The organism is Shewanella sp. 0m-8 (assembly GCF_052977265.1).
In genome coordinates, this window is record NZ_JBRIMB010000004.1 from 1 (window position 1) to 14,876 (window position 14,876).

The window sequence follows — 14,876 nt, forward strand, 5'->3', positions numbered from 1 at the left end:
TTAATGCTAGTGCTCAGTGTTAGTGCTTAATGCTAGTGCTCAGTGTTAGTGCTTAATGCTAGTGCTCAGTGTTAGTGCTTAATGCTAGTGCTCAGTGTTAGTGTTAGTGCTTAATGCTAGTGCTCAGTGTTAGTGCTTAATGCTAGTGATCAGTGTTAGTGATCAGTGCTATGGCTCAACGTTATTACTTCGCTCAACTTTTGCACTCTATCGCTCAATGAAGATTGTGCTGTAATCAAATGAATGATTGCCCTTGTCAAAGCTCACACCACTTAATCTTCTGGCTCTCTGGTTGTTACTCTAATTCCGCCATGGGGCAAACTAATGAGTTTCACTCCATCATCGCTTTCTAACACTGTCACAGCGCTCGCCTGACGACTCATATCGTTATTCTTAACAAGCTCAGTGTTTAGCGCCCTGTTAACGTCTTGCTGTATTGCAAGCGGCTTATCACTTGTCTCTGCTTTATGTTTTAACGTCTTATTTACTGAACGAGTCTCATCAAGATGACTTGTTGGCTGAGCTGGTGTCTCTGGCTTAACTCTTGTTGCTTGCGTAAGTTGCTTAACTTGTGTTGCTTGCGTAACTCCTGGCCCTATGGGTAAAACCGTTGACTCACCTTGCAGTGCCTTATCGACAAAAGACTGTACAAAATGTGGATTTTCAGCCATCCAGTTAGCCATCACTTCAGCCTGTTCATTGGGGACCATCAATAAGATTTGGCTGCTTTGCAGCTTCTGTACTTCATTGGTTAACAGTTTGTTTTTATGCTGAGATTCAAAGTAGAGTGAACCAAACGTAAAAGAGGCAATACTTAGCAAAAACATCAATAGCAATGACAGCGTATTCACTTCGCCCCGTTGCGCTATGATGCTTTTTCTTACGGCACTTTTTCTTTCGGCACTTTTTCTTACGGCACGTTGCCTCAAAGCCGCTTTAGCCATTAATGGTCTCTTTAATAATCGATTCAGCTATATGCTCTAACGCAATAGACTTAGTGGCGATGCCTGCCGCAGTTACTGCTTGCGGCATACCATAAACCACACAGCTAGCCTCATCCTGAGCCCACACTGTAGCGCCAATACCTTTAAGCATTCTGGCCCCTTCGCGACCATCTGCACCCATACCGGTTAAGACAACAGCAAGCACATCGCCGCCAATTACTTTAGACGCTGATGCGAAGGTAATATCGACACAAGGCTTATAATTCATATCGGCTTTACCCGCTATCACCTTAATTCTGCCGTAAGCCCCACCACGCTCTAGCATCATTTGCATGCCGCCAGGCGCTAAGTATGCGCAGCCAGGCTTTAGCTGATCGCCACTTTCAGCTTCTTTAACTTCAATCTTACACAAGCTATTAAGTCTGGTTGCGAACGTTGGCGTAAAAGCCGCTGGCATATGCTGAATAAGCAAAATGGGGTGCGGATAATTCGCAGGTAATTGAGTTAACACCTTTTGCAGTGCAACTGGCCCCCCTGTAGAGGTACCGATAAGTAATGCTTTATATTTTTTGCCACTACCACGAGTGATAACACTTGCTCGACTGGCGGGCCTTTCAAGTGTGCTTGCAGCGGTTGTAGTTGTAACGGCTGAGCGAGAAAGGCTCGATGAACTACGGTTCCTATCCGCGGCTCTCTCATTACTAATACTACTAGTAGCACTAACACCGCTAGGCTGAACTCTGTCATTGCCAGACAATGGACGAGCAATCGGCCTAAATAAACGTCGACGACCTAACGCACGAATTCGTTGCTGCAATAACGCTATCGCGTCATCTTTATTACTGGCGATATCTTCAAAGCGTTTTGGTAAAAAGTCTAAAGCACCCGCGTCTAATGCTTCCAATGTGGCTTTAGCGCCATCATGGGTCAGTGATGAAAACATTAAGATAGGAATTGGCTTGCTCGCCATGATCTGCTTTACCGCAGTGATCCCATCCATAACAGGCATTTCGATGTCCATGGTGATCACATTCGGATTCAACTCTGCAGCCATCTTCACGGCCTCAGCACCATTACACGCGGTACCCACCACCTCAAGCTCAGAGTCTTGACTCACTATTTCGCTAACACGTCGTCTGAAAAAACTCGAATCATCAACGACTAAAACTTTAATGCCCATTTAAATCCCTATACCGCACCACTGGCTCGCTCAATGCTGTATGTAAAAAAGGGAATAACAAGGCAATGCCTGTTATTCCCTATGCTAACCCGTGTTAGCTCCTGTTACGTGCGTAATGCTTTAGTAGGCCCGGTACATCTAAGATCAGCGCTATACCACCATCAGAGGTAATGGTCGCACCAGCCATGCCCGGCGTACCATGCAGCAATGTGCCTAGTGGCTTTATCACCACTTCTTCTTGGCCAATGAGTGAATCAACCACAAAACCAATTTGCATCGTACCTAGTTGGACAATAACCACATGGCCATGCTGTTTGTCACCGTGCCTAAAGCTCAATGCCTTGCGAGATAACCATTGCTCAAGGTAAAACAGCGGTACAGCTTTATCACGAACAATCACCGTCAACTGACCGTCAACCACATTGGTCTTAGTCAAATCTAAGTGGAATATTTCATTCACGCTCGACAAAGGTAAAGCAAAGACTTGCTTGGCGACTTCAACCATCAGGGTCGGCATAATCGCTAACGTCAATGGCACCTTGATTTCAAGACGTGTGCCTTTACCCAGTTGTGAACCAATATAAATCGAACCGTTCAGCTGGGTAATACGGGTCTTAACCACGTCCATTCCCACGCCACGACCCGAAATATCAGAGATCTCAACTTTAGTTGAAAATCCTGGGGCAAAAATAAGGTTATAAGCTTCTTCATCGCTCATGCGTGCAGCGGTATCTTCATCGAGTACGCCGCGGCTAATAGCAATGCCTTTGAGCTTTTCTGGATCCATACCTGCACCATCATCCTCAATTTTAAGCAGGATGTGATCGCCTTCTTGGCTAGCAGATAATGTAATTGTACCTGTGCGTGCCTTGCCATTCGCCTCACGAGCATCAGGCATTTCAATACCATGATCGACCGAGTTTCTGACTAAATGGACTAAGGGGTCGGCTAACGCTTCAACAAGGTTTTTATCCAGATCGGTATCTTCACCGATCATAACAAGATCAATCTCTTTATTTAGGCTTCGAGCTAAGTCACGAACCACTCGAGGAAAACGCCCAAAGACTTTCTTAATCGGCTGCATGCGAGTTTTCATCACCGCGCCTTGTAGATCGGCAGTGACCAGGTCAAGGTTAGCTAAGGCCTTTGACATCTCTTCATCTTCACGTGCCACGCCAAGGCTCAATAATCGATTACGGACTAATACCAGCTCTCCGACCATATTCATGATCTGATCAAGCCTTGAGGTATCAACTCGTACTGTTGTTTCGGCTTGGGGCGCATTATTGCCAGCTGGCTTTGGGGCGACTTTAGCTGCAGGTTTAGGCTCTTGTTTAAGCTCTTGTTTAAGCTCTTGTCTAGCTTCGGGCTTAACAGCTGATACCTGCTGCGAGGTCGTTATTGCCTGTACAACTGGCTCAGATTGACTCGCTTTATGCTGCTGTGACGCGCCATGGCCAATTTCAGCAACACTATTTTTAACAACACTATTTTCAGCAATATTGGTCCCTTTACCTGGACCTGTACCAGAGCCATGCAGCTCATCAAGTAAGCGTTCAAATTCGTCATCAGTAATTTCATCTGAATCGACATTAGAGCCGCTTGTCTCAATAACCGCAGGCGCTGCCGACTGAACTTTAAACTGACCAGAGCCATGTAACTCATCAAGTAAAGATTCAAATTCATCATCAGAAATGTCATCAGATGATGATAAGGATGGTGCAGCAGTAGATTCAGCTGACTGACCAGGACCGTTACCCGAACCATGGAGTGCATCAAGCAAGGCTTCAAATTCGATATCATCAATATCATCGATACTGCCGCCTGTTGCCGACACTTGTGCAATCGTTTCAGATCCTGGAGCTTGTGCAACGAAATCTACACCTTCAACCACAGAAACTGAGTCTGCAACAGCGGTGATAGTAGGCTCTAGGGCTGCTGAGGCTTGAGCCGCTGTCTCGGCCATTTCAGATGCTAGCAATTCACCCGCGCTTAACGTTTTAAGCTGAGCTAATAGCGCTGGTTCTGCTGGGGATTGAGTTTGCCCTGCTTGAGTTTCAGCAAACATTGAGTTGATTGAGTCTACAGCCTGTAAAATGACATCCATCAAATTAGCAGAGACTTCACGTTTTCCTGTGCGCAGTAAATCGAAGGTATTTTCTGCTTCGTGGCAGACATCGACCATAGGTGCTAAACCTAGGAACCCTGCGCCACCTTTCACCGTATGAAAACCGCGGAAAATAGCATTCAATAAATCGGTATCATCAGGATTATTTTCTAACGCAACTAATTGCTCTTGTAGAAGCTCTAATATTTCACCAGCTTCGATCAAAAAGTCCTGCAGTATCTCTTCATCAACATCAAAGGACATTCTCTGACTCCCTTAAAAACCTAAACTCGAAAGCAGATCGTCAACTTCATCTTGACCTGTCACCACGTCCTGGCGGTGCTCTGCATTCATAATAGGACCTTCAGCTTCAACATTTAGCTTTGGCTTGTCGTCAACCGCGTTTGCAGGTTGCTCACCAAATACTGTCAACATCGACACTAAGCTATTCTCAACTTCTCTAACGAGTTCAATCACTCGACGGATCATCTGTCCGGTTAAGTCTTGAAAATCTTGTGCCAATAAAATTTGATTAAGAAGTTCTTTTACTCGGCTTGCATCCGACTCGCTTCTTTCTACAAATTGTTGGATATCGTGGCAGAGTGTTTTAAATTCATTTAGCGGCAACTCGCGACGCATTAGCTTGTCCCAAGCGGGCTTAACAGCTTGAATATTTTCACTTAATGCACTTGCAAGAGGTAAGCACTCTTCCACAGCATCCATGGTTTTATTTGCCGCTTGCTCTGTCATATCGATGACATAAGTCAAACGCTCTTTTGCATCTGGGATCTCAGTATTGGCTAATTCAATTAAACGACTATCAAATTGAAAGTCAGAAATAGCACTGTGAAGTTGACGGGTTAAGCGCCCGACTTCATCAAAAAGATCTTTTTGAATGGGCGCAGAAATTTCTCTAACCAATTCATCCGCTTTTTCCTGCTCTCCCTGACTAAGAAGTGCAACTAGACTCTCTGCTTGTTCAAGAGTAATCAGCCCTGACAATTGTTGCTGCATTGCTCATCCCTGCTTAGCCGAGGCGTTCAAAAATTTTATCGAGCTTTTCTTTTAGTGTGGCTGCGGTAAATGGCTTAACGACATAGCCGTTAACGCCTGCTTGAGCGGCAGCAATAATCTGCTCACGCTTAGCTTCAGCGGTCACCATTAATACAGGAAGGTGTTTCAAATTATCATCGGCACGAATGGCCTTTAATAGGTCAATACCTTGCATGCCAGGCATGTTCCAGTCAGTTACAACGAAATCAAAATCGCCTTTTTGTAACATAGGTAAAGCTGTAGAACCGTCATCTGCTTCTTGAGTATTGTTAAATCCCAAGTCACGTAACAAGTTCTTAATGATACGTCTCATTGTTGAAAAATCATCAACAACAAGAATCTTCATATTCTTGTCCAAAGTTTCCTCCGCGGAGCGCGCCTAAAATGCGCAAGTAATGTGGTATCAATTATTATGATTTTATTCTTGTGTCCAATGCTTGAGTTTACCCTTGAGCCTGAGCATCGCCTGACTATGGATCTGGCTAACTCTAGACTCACTGACCTCAAGAATGGCCCCAATCTCTTTTAAATTCAATGCTTCATCGTAATATAGCGACAACACCAGCGCATCTCTTTCTGGTAGTAATTTAATCGCTGCAACGAGCGCAGAATGAAACTGTATTTCCGCGAGCGACTCGTAAGCATCATCTTCGTGGTCGTCAGCTTGATTCAAACCTTCAACGGCCACGCCTAAATCTTCTATACCAACAACTTTGCCCACTGATACGTCGTTTAAAATGCTGTAATACTCATCGAGTGGCATCTCTAACCGCTCGGCGATTTCGCTATCTTGAGCATCACGTCCTAACTCTTGTTCAAGTTCATCAATCACTTGAGCCACGCGGCGCTGATTGCGGTGTACCGAACGTGGTACCCAATCGCCGCGTCTAATTTCATCTAACATTGAGCCACGAATTCGAATTCCGGCAAAGGTTTCGAACTTGGCGCCTTTACTACCATCAAAGTTTGATGACGCTTCGAGTAGCCCCATCATGCCGGCCTGCAACAGATCATCTAGCTGAACTGATGCTGGCAAACGAGCCAAAAGATGATGGGCTATTCTTTTTACAAGCGGTGCATACTGTTCAACGATAGACGTCTTATTATCAAAACGAGTATACGCAGCCGCTTTATTCACCCGATTTATCCTCTTGATAATCAGGACGTTGAACTAAACGCTCAACGAAAAACTCTAAGTGACCACCAGGTTGAGACGGTACTGGCCAGCTCATAATTTTATTTGCCAGCCCTTGATAAGCAATGGCTGCTGGTGACTTAGGAAAAGCCTCAACAATCAATTTTTGCTTACGTACCGACTTACGTAAATTTTCATCAAACGGTACCGTGGCGACCAGCTCTAACGCGACATCAAGGAACCTGTCGGTTACCTTGCTTAGCTTGGCGAAAAGCTCCATGCCTTCTCGTAAGCTACGCACCATATTCGCTACAATCTTAAAGCGGAACACACCGTGCTCACGACTTAAGATTTTGATCAGCGCATAGGCATCGGTAATTGAGGTCGGTTCATCACAAACCACAATTAATACGTCTTGTGACGCTCGAGAAAAGCTCAATACCATATCTGAAATACCGGCAGCGGTATCAACAATCAAGATATCAAACTGAGTTCTCATTTCGCTAAAAGCGCGAATAAGGCCAGCATGCTGTGCTTGAGTCAGTTCCACCATTGCCTGAGTACCTGAGGTGGCTGGAATAATTCCAATCCCTTTCGGTCCTCGAAGGATCACATCATCTAATTCGGCCTCTCCCGACAAAACATGAGATAAATTTCGCTCAGCACGCAAACCTAACATCACATCGACGTTCGCTAGACCTAAATCCGCGTCCAATACCAGTACACGTTTGCCCTTTTCGGCTAACGCAACCGCGGTGTTAATAGAGACGCTGGTTTTGCCCACGCCACCTTTACCACCTGATACGGCGATTACTTTTACTTTTTCATTATTTGGCTGATTCATCATACGTAAACCGCTTGCTTGATCCGGAGTCATGGCTTCACTCAAATGCATAGGTCATTTCTTGCGACCCTTCAATATTATGTAATGGTTCTATAGGTTTGTTATCTAATGCAGCTAATGCGCGATTGGCTAACGATAATGTATCAGCCACCTGCATATCTTCAGGAACTCTTTGTCCGTCCGTTACATAACTTAAAGGCAACCCACTTTGAATCAAGACGCTTAACGCAGGCGCTAACGATATTGATTCATCTAATTTTGTTAGTACTGCACCCGAAAGTGGAATACGTGTAAACTGTTTTACTGCATCTTCTAATACTCGACGCTGTCCCGTGGCAGACATTACCAGATAACTGCGTATTGGTAATCTGCTATTTGCGGCTAAACTGTCGAGTTGCTGGAATAAACGCTGATCTCTTTGTCCCATCCCCGCTGTATCAATCAAAACGAGCTTACGATTTCTAAATTGATAGAGTATTTGTTCTAACTCATTAAAATCATGAGCCTGTTTTACAGGGCACCCCATTATTTTGCCATAAGTTGCCAATTGCTCAAAGGCTCCAATGCGATAATGGTCAGTAGTAATGAGCGCAACTTGATCTGAGCCGTGATAAGCCGCAAAACGCGCCGCTAATTTAGCCACTGTCGTTGTCTTACCCACACCCGTTGGGCCAACAAATGCAACCACGCCACCTTGGCGTACAATATCATCGCCTTGGTTATCGAGTAAGTTGGCTAAGCTACGCGGCAAAGAGGCCACTAACTCTGCTGGAGAGTAATGTTCACTAAGGCTCGATAGCTTCTTTGCTATCGCGGGAGAGAACTCAGCCTCTAGCAGCTTGCTCTCAAGCATTGCTCCTACAGGATCGACCCGCTTTTTCTGTTCGACCATCAAGCTACTCACTTGATGCGTCAATAAATTACGAATTGACGCTAACTCTTCTTTCATCGCGTCAAATTCGGCACTGTTGTTCTGTTTGCTGCCATTAAAACTGTCTGGCGCTCGATGAGGCGTAAACTCTGCTTTCGCAGGTTCAGACGGCTTCACTTGTGCTTGCAGTCCTTTAGCCCATTCAGGCATATCAAGATTGTCACTGCGCGTTGACGGCGTTTGTTGGCTAATACGACTTTGCTGACGCTCTAATAATGCCTGCAAAGAATCTGGCGCTGGCGTTGATTGAGCGCGACTTTCAGCTTTTACGTTGGCCGCTCTCATATTCGGCTGCGCGCCACCTAAGGTCACCCTCTCTTCCGCAAGATCGGTAAACATAGCAGCAGAAGGTTTAGCCTCTGCAATTTTTGGCTTAGGCTCGTCATAATCGACTGCCGCAACAATCTCAATGCCACCGGTCACTTTCTTGTTTGACATGATGACAGCATCTGACCCCAAGGTTTCTTTAACTTGGGCTAGGGCCGAGCGCATATCTTTTGCTAAAAACCTTTTAATCTTCAATTATTCGACCTCTACTGACCCACTGCCGAGACGATGCGTATTTGCTTCTCGTCGGGGACTTCTTGATATGAAATCACCCGTAAATTAGGGATCGTATGCTTAACAAATCGCGATAACGTTGAACGTAGCATGCCTGACGTCAATAAAATTGCAGGCTGACCAACCATTTCTTGACGCTGCGTGGCGTCCACTAACGACTTCTGCATACGCTCTGCAAGGCTTGGCTCGATATTCGGACCATCGCCTCCCGTTGCCTGCATAGACTGATGCAACATTTGTTCCAACTCTGGCGCCAAAGTAATGACAGGGATTTCAAGCTCAGGTCCGCTGATCTCTTGCACTATCATACGTTTTAGGGCTATTCGAACCGCAGCAGTTAATACTTCGGTGTCGCTGCTCTTTGGTCCATATTCAAGTAACGTCTGTACGATGGTCTTCATGTCACGAATAGACACACCTTCATTGAGCAAGTTCTGCATCACTTTAACGACGCTGCCCAGTGGCATCACATCTGGAATAAAGCCATCAACCAACTTAGGCGAATGCTTACCAAGCATTTCAAGTAGTTGCTGAACTTCTTCATAGCCAAGCAGTTTGGCGGCGTTATTCGATAATAGTTGGCTGATGTGAGTGGCCACTACCGTTGAGGCGTCGACTACCGTGTAACCTAAGGTTTGTGCGTGCTCACGCATTTCGGGAGCGATCCACACCGCATCCAGACCAAAAGCGGGGTCTTTCGTTTCGATACCATCTAGCTTGCCATATACTTGCCCAGGATTAATCGCTAGCTCACAGTCATGACGAATTTCAGCTTCACCCGATGCCACGCCCATTAATGAGATCCGGTAAGCATTGGGGGATAAATCGAGGTTATCGCGAATGTGAACGGCTGGCACCAGGAAGCCTAGCTCTTGTGAGAGCTTCTTACGCACGCCTTTAATGCGTCCAAGCAGCTCGCCGCCCTGACCTTTATCCACTAATGGAATTAAGCGGTAACCCACTTCTAGGCCAATGGTGTCAACATGCTGTACATCATCCCAACTCAGCTCTTTTGGCTGCGAGTCGCGAGGCTCAACAGGACCTGTTTTTGCCAGCTCCAGTGCGCGCTCTCGGTCTGTTTGTTGTTTTTTCTTAATGAAGTAAGCGCCCGCGCCAGCTGCCGCTGCACATGATAAGAACACCAAATGTGGCATACCTGGCACAATGCCCATCACGAACATCACGCCTGAAGCGATGGCTAGCGCCTTGGGACTGTCAAACATCTGCCCCATAACCATTTCGCCCATATCACCGGATTCATTTTGACGCGTTACCATCAAAGCCGCGGCAATAGATAAGAGTAGACCGGGGATCTGCGCCACTAGGCCATCACCAATCGTTAATAGGGTATAAATTTCAACTGCCGCAGAGAAAGATAAATCATGCTGAGCGATACCAATAATAAAACCGCCCACAATGTTAATCACAAGAATTAATATACCGGCGACCGCATCACCTTTTACAAATTTTGACGCACCGTCCATGGCACCGTAAAAGTCGGCTTCACGGGTCACTTCAGCGCGGCGAGAACGCGCTTCTTCTTGCGTTAATAAGCCAGCGTTTAAGTCGGCATCAATCGCCATCTGCTTACCTGGCATGGCGTCTAGGGTAAAGCGAGCACTTACCTCAGATATTCGCCCCGCGCCTTTTGTCACAACGGCAAAGTTGATAATAATAAGGATTAAAAACACGACTAGACCAACGGCATAGTTGCCACCAATCACCACAGAGCCAAAGGCCTCAATCACCTTACCTGCCGCGTCACCACCATTATGGCCTTCAAGCAGGACCACACGCGTTGAGGCAACGTTCAGTGCAAGCCTGAGTAGGGTTGCCACCAGCAAAACGGTAGGGAATGCAGCAAAATCTAGCGGTCTGTCGCTGTAAATGGCAACGAGGAGTACCACGAGTGCCAGTGCGATATTGAAGGTAAAAAGGATATCGAGCAGGAACGCGGGCATAGGTAAAATGATCATAGCCAGAGCGGCTAAAACCAATAACGGCGTACCAATACCTTTTAAATGCGCAGGCTTTATCTGTTTTAATTGGCCTAGACTTGCTTTAAGTTCCATTCACCCTGAGTCCGATCTTTGACGTCTAACGCCAATACAGCAAATACTGTACCAATTATTTTTATAAGAATTGTCGCGACTATAACCTGAAAGCGACTAGCAAAGAATATCTGACGTTGCGAGTGGTTGATTTTTGGGCATAAAAAGGACTTTAATGTTTTAATTCATCTGGGATCGGCTGTTTAATTGGAACAGGATTAGGACGCCTGCCCTTGCCCTTTTGGTATTGTCGTAATTGGAATACATAAGCAAGCACCTGAGCCACTGCAGTGAATAACCCTTCAGGGATCTCTTGGTCAATTTTAGTAGTATGAAAAATAGCACGTGCCAGTGGCGGAGCTGAGACTATTGCCACGTCGTGCTCTCTAGCAATTTCTCTGATTTTAAACGCCACTTCATCCACGCCTTTTGCCACCACAAAGGGGGCCGTAGAACGTGTCGCATCGTATTTAACCGCCACGGCGTAATGCTCAGGGTTAACAACAATAACGTCGGCATTGGGCACTTCCCCCATCATCCGCCTTTGAGACATCTCGTGTTGTAACTGACGAATGCGTCCTTTCACCTCTGGCTTTCCTTCGGTGTCCTTGTATTCGTCTTTCACTTCTTGCTTGGTCATCTTTAACTGTTTGGCATGATTCCAAATCTGAAATGGCACATCAATAATGACGATCAGGAAAGTGGATGCGCAAAGTAAAATAAATATCCATACCACTATGTCCAGAGCATGGTAAATATTGCCTGGCAAGTGATCTTGCGACAGCATCAAAATATCATCTAAATAGAGGGTCAATAATAGATAGGCAGTAATGGCGACCACAGAGAACTTAGCAATACCTTTAGTAAGTTCAACCAAGGCTTGCACGCCAAACATCCGCTTAAACCCAGCCATAGGGCTCATTTTGCTGGCCTTGGGCATAAAAGCTTTAACCGAAAATGACATGCCACCAAGGGCGACATTACCTGCAAATGCGATTAAGGCTAAAAACGCAATAAAACCCATCAACGGGACTGCAAGTTCAGTGCCTACCATCCCCCAAACATTCATCATCTGATTGGTATCAAAAATCTCGTCACGACTCTGCGTAAATAACTTCGTCATGATGTTATGCATCGCCTGTGCGATATCGGGGCCAGTCATTAACAAGCCTACCGAAGCCGCGATCAGTACGGCAGAAGTTCCTAGATCTTTTGAGCGTGCAACCTGCCCTTTGTCTTTGGCCTGTTGCAACTTTCTGGAGGTGGCTTCCTCTGTTTTTTCTTGGCTACTATCGTTTTCAGCCATTTATAGCCGCCCTCCACCTTGTAACGTGAACACTATTGCTGATAGCCATTCGCCATAAAGCATGATTACAGCCCACCATCGGCGCGGCATTGCAGCTCAAGTACATTACAAAGTAGTAGCTGAACTTCACGCCACACTTCATCAAAATGCGTCATGATGGGTGACAAAGTTAACCAAAGAATAAACAAGCCTGCAATCATGGTGACAGGAAAGCCGATAGAGAAGATATTTAACTGTGGTGAGGCGCGCGTCATTACACCAAATGACAAGTTAATGGTGAGCAGCGCCACAATAGCGGATAGCGACATCGTCAAGGCTGCACCAAACATATAGCCCACAAATTCGGTAAATAGACGGTAACTCGCCAGACTTAACCCTTGCATAGACACCGGGATAGAATCAAAGCTGGCGATCACCATTTTTATCAATAACAGGTGACCATCTACCGCTAAGAAAATCATGGTGGTGAGCAGTAAGAAGAAGTTACTAATAACTGGGGTTTGTTGTCCCGAGCTGGGATCGACCATAGAGGCGAAACCTAGACTGGTCTGCATACCGATGATCTGACCGGTAAGGACAAAGGTCTGCATTAGCAATTGTGTGGCAAACCCCATCGCGACGCCAATAACAATTTGCTGTGCGGTGATAAAGGCTGCACTCAATGAAAATAGATCGATTGTGGGCATAGTAGGCAGTACTGGAGCGACAGCAACCGTAACGGCAACAGAGAGTAATAACCTTACTCTAGTGGGAGTCGTCGTTGCACCAAAGACGACCATCACCATAAACATGCTGGAAATTCGCGTTAAAGGCCACATGTAACCTGCGATGCCGTTCATGATGGTATCGAGCAAGATCTCCATAATTAATTCCGCGTATTCATTAAGAACTTGCTATACAGATTAATCATTACCTGTGAGCCGCTCTTTTTCACCATCGGGAAATAACAATCGATGTTCATAAGCACCTGTAAATAGTTAACCTATGACTTGGGGGATCATATCCACCATCTGGAAAAAGAAATCCATCATCATCTGAACCAGCATATGCCCCATTAACATGAGTGCTAATAACGTGGTCAGTAAACGAGGTAGAAAACTTAAGGTTTGCTCGTTAATGGACGTTGCCGCCTGAAAGACAGCCACGACTAAACCTATGATAAGACCAGGCACAATAATCATCGACACGATAATCACAATCACGGCCAGTGCTTCTCGAAAGATATCAATTAGTGACTCTGGACTCATGGCTTACCTACAATCCAAAACTGTTGGCTAAGGTGCCCATCACTAGGCTCCAACCGTCAACGAGTACGAATAACATGATCTTAAATGGCAATGATACAATCATAGGTGACAACATCATCATACCCATGGCCATTAAGATACTGGCTACCACCAAATCGAGCACCAAAAACGGCACAAACAACATGAAGCCGATCTGGAAGGCCGTCTTTAGCTCACTGGTAATAAATGCCGGAATAATGACGGTCATTGGAGCATCTTCTGGCTCAACAATGCCTTGATAACCCGAGATTTCAATAAATGTGTTTAGATCCGAGTTTCGAGTCTGGGCCAACATAAAATCTTTAAGTGGCCCTTGCCCGGTTGTAAAGGCATCTTGCAGCGGCATACCTTGCTCGATATAAGGCTTAACCGCTTGAACGTATATCTTGTCGAATACTGGCGACATAATAAAGAATGTCATGAACATACTGATGCCAATCAACACCTGATTAGACGGGGTCTGTTGTAAACCAATCGCTTGACGTAAAATCGACAGCACCACAATAATACGGGTAAACGAAGTCAACATGATGACCATCGCAGGAATGAAACTTAGCGCGGTCATTAATAGCAAAATCTGCATGGTCACAGAGTATTGCGTTGAACCATCGGCCCCCGTTGAGACCGTCACGGCTGGCAATATACCGTTTTCAGCAAGTGCAGTGGGTGCTATAAGAGTCAGCGCTAATCCGGCCAGAAGTAAAATCCACTTCATCATGATGACTTAGCTTGACGAAGTCGGCTGGCAAATGACTCGCCAGATATTTCAACAGGCTGCGCTAATTTATCAATGAGACTCACTTGCTGTTGTGTGACTCCAAGTAGATATTGTTGACCTGCAACCTCAACCAATACCAGTTTCTCTTTTTGCCCTAGAGGCGTCACAGCGATTGTTTTTAACACCCCTTGGCTACTGGGGACTAAGTTAAAACGTCTGACCAAATAAGCTAAGAAGAAAATTAATAGCAATACAAGGATCAAACCACCTACCATGCTTGAAAGCGTAGCGATGCTCGTTGGTGAAGCAGGTGTTTCAGCTTGAGCTGCCGCACTACTCACTCCGGCTAATACCAGTTGAAAGCTCATTAAACGTCCCTTTTACTTCAGCTTTTTAATTCGCTCTGTTTGGCTAATGACATCCGTTAGACGAATACCGAACTTATCGTTGACGACAACCACCTCACCATGGGCAATCAAGGTACCGTTAACCATCACATCAAGAGGCTCACCCGCGACCCTGTCGAGCTCGACGACTGAACCCTGATTTAACTGCAGTAAATTACGAATATTGATAAAACTACGACCGACTTCCATCGAAATAGTGACCGGGATATCCATAATCGCGTCGAGCTTAGATGCTTCTTCTTCACTTAACGGCGCACTATCGTTGTTAAACTCATCGAATTCAACAGCTTTAGCTTCTTCAATCGCTTGCTCAGCCATTGCTGAAGCCCAATCATCTGTATCTGTACTCATTT

Annotated in this window: 15 protein-coding genes; all 15 read right to left on the reverse strand. The window is 45.7% G+C overall.

Annotated features, from left to right (window positions below):
- Positions 1 to 272: 272 nt before the first annotated feature.
- The 15 genes from ACVBIO_RS02825 to fliN all read right to left on the reverse strand — a co-directional run bounded on the left by ACVBIO_RS02825 (position 273) and on the right by fliN (position 14,874).
- A complete protein-coding gene (locus tag ACVBIO_RS02825; protein WP_447171910.1) occupies positions 273 to 944 on the reverse strand; it encodes a hypothetical protein in 672 nt (223 codons plus the stop codon).
- Positions 937 to 2,124 carry a protein-glutamate methylesterase/protein-glutamine glutaminase gene (locus tag ACVBIO_RS02830; protein ID WP_447171911.1) on the reverse strand — a complete coding sequence of 396 codons (1,188 nt, stop codon included), beginning with the start codon at positions 2,122 to 2,124 and terminating at the stop codon, positions 937 to 939. Before ACVBIO_RS02830 ends, ACVBIO_RS02825 begins: the two co-directional genes overlap by 8 nt.
- A gap of 94 nt (positions 2,125 to 2,218) precedes the next feature.
- Complete coding sequence (locus ACVBIO_RS02835) at positions 2,219 to 4,495, reverse strand: chemotaxis protein CheA (RefSeq protein ID WP_447171912.1); 2,277 nt, start codon at positions 4,493 to 4,495, stop codon at positions 2,219 to 2,221.
- 12 nt (positions 4,496 to 4,507) lie between these two features.
- The gene (locus ACVBIO_RS02840) at positions 4,508 to 5,245 is read right to left on the reverse strand and encodes a protein phosphatase CheZ (RefSeq protein WP_447161396.1); all 738 of its coding nucleotides are present in this window, start codon (positions 5,243 to 5,245) and stop codon (positions 4,508 to 4,510) included.
- A 13-nt stretch (positions 5,246 to 5,258) separates the two neighbouring features.
- Positions 5,259 to 5,642, reverse strand: coding sequence for a chemotaxis response regulator CheY (gene cheY, locus ACVBIO_RS02845; RefSeq protein ID WP_012276572.1), 384 nt, complete (start codon positions 5,640 to 5,642; stop codon positions 5,259 to 5,261).
- 60 nt (positions 5,643 to 5,702) lie between these two features.
- Positions 5,703 to 6,422: an RNA polymerase sigma factor FliA gene (locus ACVBIO_RS02850; RefSeq protein WP_447163929.1), complete on the reverse strand. Its 720-nt coding sequence runs from the start codon at positions 6,420 to 6,422 to the stop codon at positions 5,703 to 5,705.
- Positions 6,415 to 7,296, reverse strand: a complete 882-nt coding sequence (locus tag ACVBIO_RS02855; protein WP_447161398.1) for a MinD/ParA family protein — start codon at positions 7,294 to 7,296, stop codon at positions 6,415 to 6,417. Before ACVBIO_RS02855 ends, ACVBIO_RS02850 begins: the two co-directional genes overlap by 8 nt.
- A 4-nt stretch (positions 7,297 to 7,300) precedes the next feature.
- The gene (gene flhF / locus ACVBIO_RS02860) at positions 7,301 to 8,716 is read right to left on the reverse strand and encodes a flagellar biosynthesis protein FlhF (protein WP_447168941.1); all 1,416 of its coding nucleotides are present in this window, start codon (positions 8,714 to 8,716) and stop codon (positions 7,301 to 7,303) included.
- A gap of 11 nt (positions 8,717 to 8,727) precedes the next feature.
- Positions 8,728 to 10,827, reverse strand: a complete 2,100-nt coding sequence (gene flhA, locus ACVBIO_RS02865) for a flagellar biosynthesis protein FlhA (RefSeq protein WP_447161400.1) — start codon at positions 10,825 to 10,827, stop codon at positions 8,728 to 8,730.
- A 151-nt stretch (positions 10,828 to 10,978) separates the two neighbouring features.
- Complete coding sequence (flhB, locus tag ACVBIO_RS02870; RefSeq protein ID WP_447161401.1) at positions 10,979 to 12,112, reverse strand: flagellar biosynthesis protein FlhB; 1,134 nt, start codon at positions 12,110 to 12,112, stop codon at positions 10,979 to 10,981.
- Between the two features lie 65 nt (positions 12,113 to 12,177).
- Positions 12,178 to 12,975, reverse strand: coding sequence for a flagellar biosynthetic protein FliR (gene fliR / locus ACVBIO_RS02875; protein WP_447161402.1), 798 nt, complete (start codon positions 12,973 to 12,975; stop codon positions 12,178 to 12,180).
- 114 nt (positions 12,976 to 13,089) lie between these two features.
- Positions 13,090 to 13,359, reverse strand: a complete 270-nt coding sequence (gene fliQ / locus ACVBIO_RS02880) for a flagellar biosynthesis protein FliQ (RefSeq protein ID WP_447161403.1) — start codon at positions 13,357 to 13,359, stop codon at positions 13,090 to 13,092.
- A 7-nt stretch (positions 13,360 to 13,366) separates the two neighbouring features.
- On the reverse strand, positions 13,367 to 14,116 hold the full coding sequence (fliP, locus tag ACVBIO_RS02885; protein ID WP_447161404.1) for a flagellar type III secretion system pore protein FliP: 750 nt from the start codon (positions 14,114 to 14,116) through the stop codon (positions 13,367 to 13,369).
- On the reverse strand, positions 14,113 to 14,484 hold the full coding sequence (fliO, locus tag ACVBIO_RS02890) for a flagellar biosynthetic protein FliO (RefSeq protein ID WP_447161405.1): 372 nt from the start codon (positions 14,482 to 14,484) through the stop codon (positions 14,113 to 14,115). Before fliO ends, fliP begins: the two co-directional genes overlap by 4 nt.
- A gap of 12 nt (positions 14,485 to 14,496) precedes the next feature.
- Positions 14,497 to 14,874 (reverse strand): flagellar motor switch protein FliN, encoded by a 378-nt coding sequence (fliN, locus tag ACVBIO_RS02895; RefSeq protein ID WP_447161406.1) that lies wholly within the window; start codon positions 14,872 to 14,874, stop codon positions 14,497 to 14,499.
- Positions 14,875 to 14,876: the final 2 nt, after the last annotated feature.